The organism is Caldicellulosiruptor bescii DSM 6725 (genome assembly GCF_000022325.1).
GTDB classification, from domain to species: Bacteria; Bacillota; Thermoanaerobacteria; order Caldicellulosiruptorales; family Caldicellulosiruptoraceae; genus Caldicellulosiruptor; species Caldicellulosiruptor bescii.
The window spans coordinates 2,348,540-2,364,011 of sequence record NC_012034.1; the positions used below are offsets into that span (position 1 = coordinate 2,348,540).

The following is a 15,472-nucleotide window of genomic DNA, read 5'->3' on the forward strand; positions in this document are numbered from 1 at the left end:
TTAAATTCTCACCCTTTTAAAAAGTTTGCAAGCATCAAAAGTCCATGCTGAGTTGCAATTGACTCAGGATGAAACTGCACACCTTCTATTTTAAACCTTTTGTGTCTTATACCCATAACCTCTCCCTCTTTTGATACTGCTGTGATGGTAAGCTGCGTGCTGTCAACATCATCTATCACAAGAGAGTGGTATCGCACAACGCGCAGAGGGTTTTTGAGGTTTTCAAATACTCCTTTTTGGTTATGAAATACTGTGTCTACTATCCCGTGCATAGGTCTTTTTGCCTTTTTAAGTTTTGCCCCAAAGAACATGCCAATTGCCTGATGTCCAAGACATACACCAAGAATACTTTTTGTATCTTTAAACTTTTCTATGATCTCAAACAAAATCTTATCGTCGGAAGGCCGCCCTGGTCCAGGAGAAAGAACAATGTGAGTCGGGTTTAGCTTGTAAATATCTTCTATGGTAAGCTTGTCGCGGTTTATCACAGTGGTAGACACCTTGAGTCTTAAAAAATAGTTGTAGAGATTATACGTAAACGAATCAAAATTGTCAACAATCAGCACTTTCATTGTAACCCCTTCTTTTTTAAAAAGACCTCATTTTGCACAGTATCCTTTTTGATACTTTATATCATAAAAGTGCATTCTTGTACTCTTCTACTTTTCACTATTATACTATAACTTGCAAAGGCACACATCAATATTTTGCAACCTTCTGCCAAATTAAAGCTATTCACAAATTTCAAAAAAGGATTATAATTTTACTTACCTGAAAATTTTGAAAGGAGTTGAAAATTGAAAATGGCAAAATCAAAGGTATATTTCACAGATTTTAAAACCAAACCGGGGTACAATATGCTTGACAAGCTTGAAAACCTTGTGAAAAAAGCAGGAATTGAAACAATAGATTTTAAAAACAAGTTTGTTGCTATCAAGGTCCACTTTGGAGAACCAGGCAATCTTGCGTATATAAGACCAAACTACGTTGCAAGGATTGTAAAACTTATCAAAAGTCTTGGTGGTAAGCCTTTTGTAACAGATGCAAACACACTTTACACAGGAAGAAGGAGCAATGCTTTAGACCATTTACAAGCAGCTTACGAAAATGGGTTTAACCCGCTTGTGCTTGGCTGTCATGTAATAATTGCAGATGGGCTAAAAGGTACAGAGTACAGAGAGATTGAGGTGAATCTCAAGCACACCCAAAAAGCAAAGATAGGTTCTGCCATCGCAGATGCTGATATTATAATTTCAATGAACCACTTCAAAGGTCATGAGATGACAGGATTTGGAGGTGCAATCAAGAACATTGGAATGGGCTCAGGCTCTCGCGGTGGAAAGCTTTTTATGCACTCATCCTCAAAGCCGGTTATAAAGACATCAAAATGTGTTGGCTGCGGAATGTGCGTCAAAAGCTGTGCTCAGCTTGCTATAACTTTGAATGAGAAGAAAAAAGCTGTCATTGACTATGAAAAATGTGTTGGATGTGGTCAGTGCGTTGCAGTTTGTCAGTTTGGCGCAGCAACTGTAAGATGGGATGAGGCAGCATCAATCGCAAGTGAAAAGATTGCTGAGTATACCTATGCAGTTTTAAAAGACAAACCCAATTTTCATATAAACTTTATAATGAACATTTCACCTGATTGCGACTGCTGGTCACATAATGATATTCCTATTGCACCAGACATTGGCATTGCAGCATCATTTGACCCTGTTGCACTTGACAAAGCATGTGTTGACCTTGTAAATAGTTCTGCATTCACACCAGCTGGGTCTGCATTTGAAACGGCAAAACATATTGAGATTGACGGTAAAATTGACAGATTCAAGAGTATTCATCCTGACACAGACTGGCAAGTAGCACTAAAACATGCTCAGGAGATTGGACTTGGAAGTTTAGAATATGAGCTGGTACATGTTTAACTAACATATTAAAATAGGTTAAAATAGGGGCTGTCCAAAAAATGAATGGATAGCCCCTTTTTAACAAAATATATAGCTTTTTAATTTGTAGAGTTTCACGTGTATATTATTTAACCACTTTATTGAAGAAAGATTCATAAATACTTTTGAACATAGCAGCTGAAAATAAAATATGGATGCATTCTCAATTATTTTAATTTGCCAGACATTTATTTTTAAGTGATAGAGAATGTATATCAATACTATTTAACGGACTGGCATCACCTGTTCCAAAACAAATAAGATGAATATAATATTCTTTACCAGCTTGCCAAATACTTACGGCTACGTTTTCAGGAATTTGACCTGGCAAAAACTCTATACGCTTTATGGCATTATTGCCATAATAAATTTTGTGATACTCAGCTTCAAAAAGATGATCCTCATCAGCCTTAAATCGTCTCACAGCACTCCATCTCATCCATCCAATAACTGCTAATTTATTAGAAGAAGATGGTGTAAAATATCCAACCTTCCAAAACCCAAATTTGTTTTTAACTAAATAAACAAGCACAATATCACTCCTTTTCGAATTTGTTTTTATGATTTTAATTTCATTGCCATTATCATCAAAACTCCTCGCTAATGTTTGTATGTTAGCAGAACTGAACCCTGCTCTCCAAAGCGTAATTGAAAAACTTCCCTTTATGATAGTAATAAACACAAACACCAAAATCAATATCGCCAATATCACCAAATGAATTTTTTTCATTTTTGTTTGCCACCCTTCTATTCACAATGAAGAGGGAACTGTGGATTGCATGGATAGATAGTTTGAACAACTTTGCTTTCTGGACCGGATATGCGAATTCCATCTACCGTAGCGCGTTGAGGAACAGAATAACCTCTACAATATGCTTCAACAGCACCACTAATACTATCGTATCCAGAAGGAATAATATCAATTGTTCTCTTACCCTGGATAACATCTGGTGCAGCAACCCATACTCCATTTTTGTTTTTATATGATAACTTTGGTATTTGATAACCTATAACGAGGTTGTTGAATAAAAGAAATAACCATATAAAGTAAACATAGTAACAAATGAAAAAAAACCTTGTATTATAATTTAATTTAAGAGAAAACCACAACAAAACACAAGGGGGAAAAGATACATATGAATATTAAAGCACAAAATAAGAAATTTTTAAAGCTACTTTTTGTAGTGAAAAAGGTTGCTGAAGCTCTGTCAAGGAGAATAAAGCACAATAGAAGAGGACGCTCAAGGAAATTTAATTTGTTTCAAATAATAGCTTGTCTGGTTTACAAAGTTAAGAAGGGGATAAAAAGTTTCAGAGAATTAGAATATCGAATAAATCAAGACATAGAGTTTAAAAGAGCAATAGGTATAGAAGAAAGTCCAAACTATTCATATTTTGCAAAGTTGTTAAGAAAAATAGAAGAAAAATACATGCAAGATATAAGAGAGATACTAATAGCTGAAATAGAACCTGATATTAGTATAGCGATAGTAGATTCTACGCCGCTGAGAAGTGCCAAAAATGATTCAGAAGCAAAAATAGATATACATATTACAATAGGATTTTTCAGGGGATACAAATTACATCTTTTGTGTGCAGGTAAAGAAGAAGTAATACCACTTTTCTGGATTTTAACAGGGGCAAATGAACATGACTCAAGACAAGAAGAGCTTTTGTATAGGGCATGGGGCTTTGGCTGTGAGATTGTATTAGCAGATGCAGGATACGACTGTAGCAGATGGTTTAATATAGCAAATGAGCTTAAAGTTAAGTTTGTTGCTGGGATAAACAAAAGAAATATGAAAGACAAAAACAATGTGAGCAATAGTTTTAGAAGCAAGAATATAAGATTTTTAGAAACTGAAGAAGGTAAGAAGCTATACAGGCACAGAACAAAGATTGAAAGGTTATTTAGCAAATTAAAAGGTGAATATAATCTTGAGAATGTGAGGCTCAAGGGATTTAGAAATTATAAAAGGTATATTGATTGGATACTAATTACTTTTCTATTTGAACAACCTCTCAGAAAGTTAGAAGGCAAGAAGTTTTCTTCCGCTTATGAAGAGACTATAAATAATTTTGTGTAAAGTATAAGAACCTCCTTCTTGGTAAGAATCAGAATATAACAAAAATATCCAAGAAGGAGGTTTTTTGTTATGGAGAATGTTTTAACAAAAGAGCAGCTCTTAGAGTTTATAAGAAAAAATAATATTCAGAGCGTAAGTGATATTTACGAAAGTTTAAAAGACCTGTTCAAAGATGTACTTCAAAGCTTTTTAGAAGCAGAAATTGAAGAAACTCTGGGTTATGAAAAATATGATATTAAAAACAAACAAACTACTAACTCTCGAAACGGATATACTCAGAAAACCGTAAAAACAAAATTTGGAGAGATGGAAATTGATATTCCAAGAGACAGAGAAGGTGAATTTGAACCCAAGATAATTCCCAAATATAAAAGAGATATCTCTGAAATTGAAGATAAAATAATAGCTTTATATTCCAGAGGGATGACAACAAGAGATATTCATGAACAAATAAAAGATATCTATGGTATTGAAGTATCTGCTGAGATGGTAAGCAAAATTACAGAAAAATAGTACCATAGAATAAGAGAATGGCAAAACAGACCATTGGAAAAGATATATCCGTTTATTTTCATGGACGCGATCCACTACAAGATAAAAGATGAGGGTAAAATTGTGAATAAAGCTACCTATGTTGTTTTAGGGATTAACATTGAGGGATATAAGGATGTTTTAGGAATATGGATAGGAGAAAGTGAAAGTTCTAAATTCTGGCAAGGTCGATTGAATGATTTAAAGACAAGAGGAGTAGAAGAAGTCCTGCTGTTTTGTGTTGATGGTCTTACTGGTTTGAAAGAAGCAATAGAAGCAGTGTTTCCGAAGAGTGATATTCAAAGATGTATAATCCACCAGTTGAGAAATTCATTTAAGTATGTTTCGTATAGACACATAAAAGAATTTTCAAAAGATTTCAAGAGAATATACCAGGCAACAAATGAAGAAGAGGCATTTGAGAATTTTTGTCAAATAAAAGAGAAATGGGGGAAACAATATCCTTATGCATTTAGAAGCTGGGAAAGCAACTGGGAAATGCTGACCTCGTTTTTTAAGTTTCCCCCAGAGATTAGAAGAATAATTTATACAACAAACATTATAGAAGGTGTTCACAGACAGTTTAGGAAAGTTACAAAGTCAAAATCAGTATTTCCAAATGATATAGCTTTAGAAAAGATGCTTTATCTTGCGACTAAAAATGTTGTAAGAAAATGGACGCAAAGATACAGAAACTGGGATATGATATTAAACCAGCTTTTAATAATGTATCCTGAGCGGTTGAGAGAATATATAAAGTAGAAGCAATCATTTGTTCGTGTTTTTTTAACTGCTTCTATAGAAGCAGTTAAAAAAACAAATAAAAAAAAAGATAATATAACCCAGTATTAAATTTTCTCCATGAAGTTAAAAATTTATGCATAAAAAATATTAAAATGGAAATACTAAAAAATAGAAAGTTGGCAATTAAATTTTGAATGATTACTTACCAAGAAGGACGGCTTATCTTAAATACACAAAATTATTTACACACCCCTTATGAATGAAATCAATAATTTGTGTTTGTTTTATGTATTGTTGGTAATATTTTTTATTCAACAACCTAATTTATAATATTTAACTTTACTCTTCTTTTTTATATTTATATCCCTCTAGTGCCCTTTAATTTAACTCAACAAAGAGGTATCAAAAACAATTAAAATGCTCGTCACCCTTGGAGTCCTGCAACTATTTTTCTGGTATATCACGATAACATAGGTAGCACCAACCACTGCGGTTAGTGTTACCTGAAAAAAATTTTTATTATTTTTTTCTGTCTACTTGACAGGGGTTAATTCAAAAAAATTTTATACTTGCGGCCCTTGTTTTAGCAGTAATATTATTTTAAAACTTGCTTTCCATTTATAGGATTGTAATAATATTGCATGAGTGTTTTAGTATCTGTGATTCGAAGAAGACCATTGATAAAATCTACTTTGCAATTTTTAGAAGGAAGCTTGACTTTTGAAAAAATTGTTCCAAATGCATCAACAATGGTAATAGTATCTTCCGAAGAATAAATAGCTACAACCCCTCCGCCACTTTTGCAATACACCCAATTGTATATATTAGAATTATTACATCGAATTACTACTTTTTTGGTATTTGTAATGATATATCTTTCATCATTATTTCCCCACACTTGATAAAAACCATTACCCAAATCAATGATTTCTTTTCCATTTGCTACAATATTTCCATCTGTATCAAAAAGCTTTTTAATCTTCCTACCTGAATTATCTGTTACAATAAACCATCCATCTTCTGTTAACATCGCTTGTGGAGCTTTAAAACAATGAGCACCGGTATTTGCATTATATCCGATAAACTGGCTATTGTCTCTGGATGACAGCAACCCACTTTCACCAACAAAATATTTTACATCATATTTCTTGTCATCTATTTTGAACAATTTTAATACTTTTCCTGTTTTATCTATCAAATAATATTTACCTTTCTTTTTAACAACAGCTTTACCTTTGTGAAAAGCATAAGCCATATCGTAGTAAAAGTCTATAATTTTCTTACCATTAAAAGAATAATATCCATATAGATTTGTTCTGTCATCTTTTACAGGCACTAAAAAGTCACCTTGAGGGTAAATAATAACATCACTTATCGCATCTATGTTGGAGGATAATCTTTTCTTTTGTGGCAATATATAAATTCCATCATCTACAACAGCAAGATTTCCATATAATCTTGCAACGCGCTGAAATTTAAAATATATTTTACCTTGCTTATCTAAAACCATATATGAATCCTTAATAAAATTAGGATCCTGAGCAATGGCGTATCCCTGAAAATTAAATCCAGAAGGTTCATAAAATTGTGGTTTTATTTTCCAATCTCCTTTTGAATTTATATATCCCCATACAATATTAGAATCTGTCCTATTATTCGCAAAAATATAAGGATAGAGATTTTCTTCTGAAATTGGATTTTTTATTTCACCAGTAGCAGCTCTGTATAATTTTAGTACTGCTTCAATTGCTTTTTCACGCGTTAATTTCTCATTTGGCTCAATACATCCATTACTATCGGTGTTAAAAACACCTATTCTATAAAGATAGTTAATTGCTTCCCTTGCTGATGGCAGAATATTAACACCATCATAAAAATCTTCTGGTAAAATTTCTGTCTCGGTGGGACATTTAAGCTGAATCTTGTAATATTGTTTTATTTGCGGTATTCTTTTACAAAGAGTGACTGTTGAAAAAAGCATTTTTGCAGCTTCTTGTTTTGTAATAGTTTTATTTGGATAGAACATTCCTTTTTCTTCTACATTTACTACTCCTAAGGTTGCTAATACTCTTACTTTATAATCATTCGTATCAGAAAAAATTGGTATAAAATTTGACTTTAATATCTGGTTTGAATCAAAACCTAAAGAACATAAAAGATTCCATAATAAGTAACAAAACTCCAACCGAGTTATAGGTTTTTGGTAATCTCCCCTCAACTCTTGTGGGACAATTCTCAAGGCTATTGATTTGCTAATTTCATTTTGTGCTGCATTACAATTATAATTTACAACTCCACCATAAAAGAATAACAGAAGAAAAATGGTAAATATTATAGTAAATTTTTCAAATTCTTTATTAATTATCCTCATCATTGTAAATCATCCTTTTTTATGATAAAGCTTAATCTTTTTCAGCAACGCTCAAGATAAGTGCTATAAAACTATATTACTTCTCTTTATTTCATTTATTTAACAAATACCTATTTATCACAAAGTTGTTTTAAATGATATTTCTACATCACCATATGATCCACCTGGTAATACAAACCAAAAAGAATTTCCGCCAATTAACTCAAAGGAAAATGGATTTGATTTTGAGGCTGTAACTGTTTGCCATATTCCATTAATTTTTAGTGTATATTTTTGAGGTATATCTACCTGCTGAGGTGTAACTGTAACATATTTTGCATTAGCTTCAGGATAATAAAAGGTATATACAATTCCATAGTTCCCTAGATTCCCATTATTTGAAAACGGCAGTGGATATATTGGACTTTCAAACTCACCAATATTATATCTATCCACTACTTGGTTATTTTCGATTTTCCCCATTGCAAAACGCACAGTGTTGTTCCCAACAGGTAAATCCACATGACGTCTAATGTGTTGATATAATCCCGTTTGAGACAAACTTTTATCATAAGGTTGGCCAGTAGCTGGATCTATTTTTTTTAAATCTTCCGCGGAAATTAAATTTGTCCAACCTGCATATTTTTCCCAATTAGGTTGATCTTTAACAACATAAACTTTTAAAAACAACTTTTCTCCTGAATTTACCTTAAAACGAACTCGTCCATTTACAAGCGTTGTACTAGATACAAGAGTAGATAATAAATCTGTGAATCCTTGGGTAGGATTACTTGTTATTCGAGGAGGGATATTCAGTGGGATATTGAAATTGCTTTGCATAAAAGCTGTAGTCATTATAGGTCCGCAACCACTACCTGTTCGTACATCTTTTTTAAGAATTGTAATTGATGCAGGAGTTGTTGTACTTTCGTTTTTAATTCCGACACCAATATGAACTGCTTGTCCACTGTAGTTCCACTCATAAAATTCACATTCATATATTTTCCCAACTATTAATGGAATAATTGTAAATGCACGCCCATATGCTGCACTATCGAGCAGATTGGCACCAATATTCTCCATACCATTAACGTAGATAAATCCTTCTATTGGAGTACCATCATATTCTTTAGATTTTGTAAATGTAACCATTTTATTTCTAATCTCCTCTCACTTTAATGTTTACTTAAATACTTTCATATATCTCTTGAATAACAAAAAATAATAACTCATATATCTCTTCTCAAGTATAACTCTTATTTTTTTTCTGTCAACTATATATTTACAGGATAATAGTGTTATTTTGAGAAAGTTCAAATTATTCTGTGTAAGCATAAAACCGACTTATTAGTAAAAATTATAATATAAAGCGATAAACACCCAATAACATTTTTTATTTAATTGTTAGTGCCTTGCCACTTCTCTCTTTCTGATATTCTCCTATAAAAATTATTTACTCTACTTTGGTTCAATTTCCAACAAAAGTAATATAGACTGAAATTTTTTTAATTTAAAATCACACTCAGTGAAGACACATTTGCCACATTATTTATTACAGAAATGATAATAAAAAGTACTCATTTTTTTTCAGAATCTCTTTGAGAAGTAACGCAGAATACTGAAAAAAATGAGAGGAGACCAAAGACTTCGAATCTATGAATTTTTCAAATGGTGTCTTCCCACTCATTCCTTTACCATTATGAAGTCTAAAAAAGTTCCACGTATCCTGCCACGTTTGAGCTCTCTGAATAAATTCTTCCTTGTTTTTGCATCTCTCAGCATGAATCATTAAAAAATATTCGTCATCTGCTCGATGTGAATTTTCAATTATACCCATTAAGTTTTTTGCTTTTGTTACAATAGGGTTTAATTCTACTCCCAAAAGTGACAGAATCTTATACTACTTCCTTTAACTTTCTTTCACTTCCTCAACAAAATTCTTCTCCATTATCCAATCGGATTTTTATTAGGGTTCTCACACTATGTGTTCTTAGTCACAAAGCAACCAAGGATATAAACATAAAGCCAATTTCTCTTTTTTGTCTTCCTTGTTTTTCTTAGGTAACAGCATTTCTTTTGAGAATAGACTTTATTGTGTTTTCGCTTATTTTAACCCCATATTTTCTGAACAAATAAAGTGAAAGACGTCTGTATTTTCATACCAGTTCATTTAGATTCCTCAATAATGAGATTTTCAAGTTCAGAAGAAAGTTTTCTTGGACAAGTTTTAGGCTTTCTGGATTTATCCTCAAGAGGACCGTAAATTGCTCTTCTTATAGTAGCTCTTGATACACCTAATATTTTAGCAGTTTCTGATACGTTTTTGTTATTCGCGGTCTGTTACTTTTCGAATTAATTCTTTAGCTTTTTTGAGCAGATTGTTATTTCGTGATATGAGATATAAATATTCATAGTAGGCTACCCTCCCATCCTGGTAGTTTATGAATGTTTCTTTTGAATGGTATATTACACTTTTTAATTATATTCATGTCAGGATAGAGGTAACCTCAATTCTTTTTATAACCTTCTCCTTAGTATTTTCGCACATTTTTTCGCTGTGGTAAATATTCTGCATACCTATTTGAGGATATTAATTTGAATCTCTTGATAGTTCTCTTTTTCTTTGGTATCATAATGTTATCACAATATCAAAAAAGCTGAATTCCTGTGTAAAAAGCACAGGATAGGGGGGACCCATTTTTTGGGGTGAATCAAGGCATTTTTGCCTTGTAGGGCAAACGTCCCTTTCTGCCCGAACCCGTCAGCTAACCCCCGAAGCTTTGAAAGGGAGGTTTGTTTTTTATGAATGTAAAATTTAATCAAAAGACTCACATTCTTGAGATTGAGTATCAGTTCAGGGATGTTGAAGAGCCAAATCTTTTCAGGAACATCTATCCTTACAATGAGGTACCAAGGCTTGTTTTCAACCACAGAATTGTGCCAATGAATGTTCCTGAGCGGCTTTACATCACAGACACAACTTTCAGAGACGGCCAGCAATCACGCTCACCGTACACTGTTGATCAAATTTGTAGAATTTATGACTACTTACATGAACTTGACAATGGGAGTGGCGTTATTCTTCACACAGAGTTTTTTGTGTACTCAAAACAGGATAAAGAAGCAGTTTTAAAGTGTTTAGAAAAAGGTTATGATTTTCCAAAAGTCACCGCTTGGATTCGGGCAAAAAAAGAGGATTTTGAGATTGTAAAGAACCTTGGTATCAAGGAAACAGGAATTTTGGTTTCATGTTCTGACTATCATATCTTCAAAAAATTAAAGATGACAAGAAGTCAAGCAATGAAGCAATACTTAGAAATTGTGTCGGCAGCTTTAGAGGCAGGAATCATACCACGCTGCCATTTTGAAGACATCACAAGAGCTGATTTTTACGGATTTGTCTTGCCGTTTATTAATGAGCTTATGAAACTTTCAAAAGAGGCAAATATGCCTGTGAAAATCAGAGCCTGTGACACGCTGGGGCTTGGATCACCAATACCGGGTGTGGCTCTCCCAAGAAGTGTGCCTCAAATAATCTATGGTATTGTCAACTATGGTGAAGTGCCATCTGAGTGGCTTGAGTGGCACGGTCACAACGATTTTTACAAGGCAGTCATAAACTCAACAATGGCATGGCTGTACGGTGCTTCAATGGTAAACACATCACTTTTGGGAATAGGTGAGCGCACGGGTAACACCCCATTAGAGGCAATGGTGATGGAATACATTCAGATAAGAGGCAGCGCAGATGGCATGAATGTTGCTGTAATATCTGAGATTGCTGAGTATTTCAAAAAAGAAATCGGGTATGAAATTCCTCCAATGACGCCTTTTGTTGGTGAGAACTTTAACGCAACACGGGCTGGAATTCATGCAGATGGACTTATGAAAGATGAGGAGATTTACAATATATTTGATACAGGAAAGATTCTGGGGAAGCCTCCTAAGGTGATTATAGATGCATACTCAGGCATTGCAGGAATTGTAATCTGGATAAATAGGTATTTCAAAGATAGCGGCATTGACATTCAGGTTGACAAAAAAGACCCAAGGGTTCAGAAGGTCAAAGAGTGGGTAGACAGTCAATATGAAAATGGAAGAAATACATCAATAAGTGATGAAGAGCTAAAAGAGGTTGTAACCAGAATATTTGGACTGTAAAAGACAAGCAAGGCTGCCACATGAAAACGGCAGCCTTATGTTGTATTAACAACCCTTTCTTGTGCTGGGGGAAAAGTAATTTTTTATTTTTGCCCATATTTTGTCATGTACCTCTCATGAGCTCTTTTTACCTCATCAAGCGGAATCTCGATAGGCTCGCCCATCATCTTTGCAATAAACACTGTTTTTGCCACATCTTCTACCATAACAGCCGCTTTTACAGCCTCATCAACTGTCTTGCCTATCGTAAAAACTCCATGGTTCTGAAGAAGAATTGCCGGACTTTCTCCTATATACTCAACTATCACCTTGCCTATGTCCTCACCACCAATCTGAGCATACGGTCCGCACGGAATCTCACAGCCGAACTCATCAGCAATTGCTGTCAAATACACCTTTATTGGCTGACCCAAGGCTGCAAACGCTGTTGCATAGTTTGAATGTGTATGAACAACAGCATTTATGTGCGGCATGTGTTTGTATACATAAAGATGAGTTAGTGTATCTGTTGACGGCTTTAAATCTCCTTCAACAACATTTCCGTCCATGTCAACAACAACCATTTTGTCAGGTGTCAAATCATCATACATCACACCAGAGGGTTTTATAACAACAAGGTTTGTCTCAGGGTCGCGTGCTGAGACATTACCAGATGTCCATGTGACAAGACCAAATTTTGGAAGATAAAGATTGTATTTGCAAACAATCTCTTTTAAGCTTTCAAGCATTCCTGTATTCCTCCTCTTGTGGAATTCCTGTAAATAATCTCACACTCTATTTCTTCACTTACATGCACTTTATTTTTCTTTATCATTGCAATAGTGGCTTTTGCTGCCATCTCACCAAGCTTTTCCTTAGGATGTTCAACTGTTGTGAGCTTTATATCTGTTAATGTTGCTAAAAGTGAATTGTCAAACCCTGTAACAGATATATCATGGGGAATCCTAAAACCCATTTCCTTTAGCTTTACACAAAGAGGAAGAGCAATCTTGTCGTTGTAACAGACAGCTGCATCAAACTTTCCTCTTGATATAACCTCTGCTGCCCTTTTGTGAACAAAATTGTATTCCTCACTTGTGAAAAAGATTACATCAAATTCTACATCGGCTTCTTTGCAGGCTTTTTCAAACCCACGGTACCTTTTTATTCCTTGCAGGTCATCACCTTTGAACACACCAAAAAGTCTTTTACACCCATTTTTTATAAGGTTGGTTGTAAGTTTATATACAGCCGATTGGTCTTTTGTTATTATATAGTTTTGAGCCACTTCTTCTAAGATGGTGTTTATGAATATAACAGGTATGTCTTTTTGTATAAGCTTTTTGTAAAGTTCCAGATTTTTGGAAGGCAGCGCACTTTTTGTGGGTTCTATTATAACAGCATCAATATTGGGGTTGTTGATTATACTTTCCAAGTGGTATCTTTCAAACTCGTAACTATTGTCTGTTGAAAATAGTAAAAGTCCGTAACCTTCATGTGCTATCACCTTTTCAATTCCTCTTATAATTAGTGGAAAGATATAGTCAGAGATAAATGTTGTAAGAACTGCAATGCATTTAGAACTGTCTGCACTCTTTTTTGCAACAAACGTGCCTCTTCCTTTTAGCGATACCAAAAGCCCTTCAAATTCAAGCTCCATTATAGCTCTTCTTACAGTGTGCCGCGAAACTTTGAACTTCCTTGCAAGCATATTCTCTGAATAAATCTTTTCTCCCTCTTTAAATTTACCAGAATTAATACCCTCAATTATGAAATCCTTTATCAATTCATATTTTGTTTTACTCATTTTACCATCATCTTGTATATACAAGTTTATTTTAATCATACCATTTCTAAATTTTCAAATCAATCTATAATTATAACCTGCAGGCTGTCGGAAATTGTAAAATTTTAAAAATAGCCTGCAAGTTACAAATTAAATGCATTTGTTATATTTTCGAAACTTCATCTTTTATCTCTTTTAATCTCTTCATTACATCATTTGCTCCTCTTCCAAAATAGTCATGAAGTATTCTGTATTCTCTGTATAGCTTTTTGTAAATCTCATGGTTTTGCGGATTTGGTTTATAAGAATAGTCTTTAAGTTTTGCCATTTTCTTTGCAGCTTCAAATATGCTATCATAACCACCTCTTTCTTTTCCTGCAGCAACAGCACCAAACATTGCAGAACCAAGTGCCGGTGTTTGAGGTGATGCAGAAACCTTTATTTCAAGCCCTGTCACATCAGCATAAATCTGCATCAAAAGCTCATCTTTTTCAGCAATTCCTCCACACGCATAAAGCTCTCTTACTTCAACACCGTGCTCATTGAAGTTATCAATTATTATCTTTGTGCCATATGCCGTTGCCTCAATCAGTGCTCTGTACATCTCCTCTGGCTTTGTAGTCAAGGTCATGCCAAGCATCATACCAGTGAGGTCTGCATCAACCAGAATTGACCTGTTGCCATTCCACCAGTCAAGCGCCAAAAGACCGCTCTGGCCAGGCTTTAAAGCCTTTGCTTTTTCTTTGAGTAGCTGATATATGTTGAGTCCTTTTTGTTTTGCCTCATCGTGATATTGAGCTGGCACGCAGTTTTCAACAAACCACTCAAAATGATCTCCAACACAGCTCTGTCCTGCCTCATACCCATAAAAACCAGGTAAAATTCCATCTTCAACATATCCGCAAATTCCTGGTACCATCTTCTCTTCATTCCACAAAAGCATGTGGCATGTAGATGTTCCAATTATCATCAGCATCTTGCCAATATCAGTAATCCCAACAGCAGGAACTGACACATGAGCATCAACATTTGCAATTGCAACAGCTGTCCCAGGATTTAATCCCATAAGCTTTGCCATCTCTTCTGTGAGCTCACCAGCTTTTTGCCCAATCGGGTATATCTCGCGTGATAGCTTTTCATCAACAACATTTTCAAGCCTTGGATGAAGTGCTTTGAAAAACTCTTTTGAAGGATACCCTTCCCTCTTGCTCCAGATAGCTTTATATCCTGCTGTACATGAGTTTCTCTTCTCAACCCCTGTCATCTTAAACACAATCCAGTCAGCTGCTTCTATAAATTTGTCTGCCTCTTCATAGACTTCTGGTGCTTCTTCTAAAATCTGCATGATTTTGGGGAATAGCCATTCGGATGAAATCTTTCCGCCATATCTTTGTAAAAACTTCTCTCCTCTTTCTTGAGCTATTCTATTTAGCCTATTTGCATACTTTTGAGCAGCATGGTGTTTCCACAGCTTAACATAGGCATGAGGATTTGATTTGAACTTGGGAAGCTCACAAAGCGGTGTCCCATCCTTTTTGATAGGAAGCATTGTACAGGCTGTAAAGTCAATTCCTATTCCAATCACATCGTCTTTGGAAACTCCTGCTTTTTTCAAGACATCTGGAACAGTTGTTGCCAAGACTTCTATATAATCCTGTGGATGTTGAAGTGCCCAGTCATGAGGAAGTTTTGTACCATCTGGCAAGCTCTCGTCCATAACTCCATGAGTGTACTCTTTCACACTTGTTGCAACCTCTTCACCTGTCTCAACATTAACAAGCACTGCCCTTCCTGACTGTGTTCCAAAATCAATTCCTATACTGAACTTTGCCATAAAAATCCCCCTTTTCCCCTTTGCTTGTGCATACATGTTTCTTAAAAATATAGT

The 15,472-nt window shown here is 34.5% G+C and carries 10 protein-coding genes, 2 pseudogenes and 1 riboswitch; of the genes and pseudogenes, 4 read left to right on the forward strand and 8 right to left on the reverse strand.

Annotation, left to right across the window (positions count from 1 at the left end; genetic code table 11):
• Nucleotides 1-8: 8 nt before the first annotated feature.
• Nucleotides 9-572, reverse strand: coding sequence for an anthranilate synthase component II (locus ATHE_RS11165; RefSeq protein ID WP_015908553.1), 564 nt, complete (start codon nt 570-572; stop codon nt 9-11).
• 231 nt (nt 573-803) lie between these two features.
• Between ATHE_RS11165 and ATHE_RS11170 the strand changes: the two genes are divergently transcribed.
• Nucleotides 804-1,925: a DUF362 domain-containing protein gene (locus ATHE_RS11170; RefSeq protein ID WP_015908554.1), complete on the forward strand. Its 1,122-nt coding sequence runs from the start codon at nt 804-806 to the stop codon at nt 1,923-1,925.
• Nucleotides 1,926-2,118: 193 nt separating this feature from the next.
• On the opposite strand, the gene ATHE_RS11175 is transcribed toward ATHE_RS11170, so the two are convergent.
• The gene (locus ATHE_RS11175; RefSeq protein WP_015908555.1) at nt 2,119-2,676 is read right to left on the reverse strand and encodes a hypothetical protein; all 558 of its coding nucleotides are present in this window, start codon (nt 2,674-2,676) and stop codon (nt 2,119-2,121) included.
• A gap of 406 nt (nt 2,677-3,082) precedes the next feature.
• Here ATHE_RS11175 and ATHE_RS11180 point away from each other — a divergent pair, with 406 nt between their 5' ends.
• Together ATHE_RS11180 and ATHE_RS14355 are read left to right on the forward strand one after the other, a co-directional pair.
• Complete coding sequence (locus ATHE_RS11180) at nt 3,083-4,033, forward strand: ISNCY family transposase (protein WP_015908556.1); 951 nt, start codon at nt 3,083-3,085, stop codon at nt 4,031-4,033.
• A gap of 69 nt (nt 4,034-4,102) precedes the next feature.
• Nucleotides 4,103-5,326, forward strand: a pseudogene (locus tag ATHE_RS14355) (IS256 family transposase).
• 577 nt (nt 5,327-5,903) lie between these two features.
• Here ATHE_RS14355 and ATHE_RS11195 read toward each other — a convergent pair.
• From ATHE_RS11195 to ATHE_RS11205, 3 genes and pseudogenes are all read right to left on the reverse strand, one after another.
• Entirely contained in the window at nt 5,904-7,682 is a 1,779-nt protein-coding gene (locus ATHE_RS11195; protein ID WP_231503369.1) for an S-layer homology domain-containing protein, read from the reverse strand.
• A gap of 114 nt (nt 7,683-7,796) precedes the next feature.
• Entirely contained in the window at nt 7,797-8,810 is a 1,014-nt protein-coding gene (locus tag ATHE_RS11200; protein ID WP_015908558.1) for a hypothetical protein, read from the reverse strand.
• A gap of 393 nt (nt 8,811-9,203) precedes the next feature.
• Nucleotides 9,204-10,070, reverse strand: a pseudogene (locus tag ATHE_RS11205) (IS481 family transposase).
• 233 nt (nt 10,071-10,303) lie between these two features.
• Nucleotides 10,304-10,454, forward strand: a riboswitch (cyclic di-AMP (ydaO/yuaA leader).
• Nucleotides 10,455-10,460: 6 nt separating this feature from the next.
• Here ATHE_RS11205 and ATHE_RS11210 point away from each other — a divergent pair.
• Nucleotides 10,461-11,819 (forward strand): beta/alpha barrel domain-containing protein, encoded by a 1,359-nt coding sequence (locus ATHE_RS11210; RefSeq protein WP_015908559.1) that lies wholly within the window; start codon nt 10,461-10,463, stop codon nt 11,817-11,819.
• A gap of 83 nt (nt 11,820-11,902) precedes the next feature.
• Here ATHE_RS11210 and ATHE_RS11215 read toward each other — a convergent pair whose 3' ends face one another.
• The 3 genes from ATHE_RS11215 to ATHE_RS11225 form a co-directional block, all read right to left on the reverse strand.
• Nucleotides 11,903-12,547 carry an L-ribulose-5-phosphate 4-epimerase gene (locus ATHE_RS11215; RefSeq protein WP_015908560.1) on the reverse strand — a complete coding sequence of 215 codons (645 nt, stop codon included), beginning with the start codon at nt 12,545-12,547 and terminating at the stop codon, nt 11,903-11,905.
• The gene (locus ATHE_RS11220) at nt 12,532-13,644 is read right to left on the reverse strand and encodes a GntR family transcriptional regulator (protein ID WP_015908561.1); all 1,113 of its coding nucleotides are present in this window, start codon (nt 13,642-13,644) and stop codon (nt 12,532-12,534) included. The genes ATHE_RS11215 and ATHE_RS11220 overlap by 16 nt, the downstream gene beginning before the upstream one ends.
• Nucleotides 13,645-13,747: 103 nt before the next feature.
• Nucleotides 13,748-15,418, reverse strand: a complete 1,671-nt coding sequence (locus ATHE_RS11225; protein ID WP_015908562.1) for a ribulokinase — start codon at nt 15,416-15,418, stop codon at nt 13,748-13,750.
• Between the last annotated feature and the right edge of the window lie 54 nt (nt 15,419-15,472).

Bases quoted from the DNA above. Each gene is read 5' to 3' on its own strand.
- ATHE_RS11165 (WP_015908553.1), bottom strand. From the start codon at position 572: ATGAAAGTGCTGATTGTTGACAATTTTGATTCGTTTACGTATAATCTC.
- ATHE_RS11170 (WP_015908554.1), top strand. From the start codon at position 804: ATGGCAAAATCAAAGGTATATTTCACAGATTTTAAAACCAAACCGGGG.
- ATHE_RS11175 (WP_015908555.1), bottom strand. From the start codon at position 2,676: ATGAAAAAAATTCATTTGGTGATATTGGCGATATTGATTTTGGTGTTT.
- ATHE_RS11180 (WP_015908556.1), top strand. From the start codon at position 3,083: ATGAATATTAAAGCACAAAATAAGAAATTTTTAAAGCTACTTTTTGTA.
- ATHE_RS11195 (WP_231503369.1), bottom strand. From the start codon at position 7,682: ATGATGAGGATAATTAATAAAGAATTTGAAAAATTTACTATAATATTT.
- ATHE_RS11200 (WP_015908558.1), bottom strand. From the start codon at position 8,810: ATGGTTACATTTACAAAATCTAAAGAATATGATGGTACTCCAATAGAA.
- ATHE_RS11210 (WP_015908559.1), top strand. From the start codon at position 10,461: ATGAATGTAAAATTTAATCAAAAGACTCACATTCTTGAGATTGAGTAT.
- ATHE_RS11215 (WP_015908560.1), bottom strand. From the start codon at position 12,547: ATGCTTGAAAGCTTAAAAGAGATTGTTTGCAAATACAATCTTTATCTT.
- ATHE_RS11220 (WP_015908561.1), bottom strand. From the start codon at position 13,644: ATGATTAAAATAAACTTGTATATACAAGATGATGGTAAAATGAGTAAA.
- ATHE_RS11225 (WP_015908562.1), bottom strand. From the start codon at position 15,418: ATGGCAAAGTTCAGTATAGGAATTGATTTTGGAACACAGTCAGGAAGG.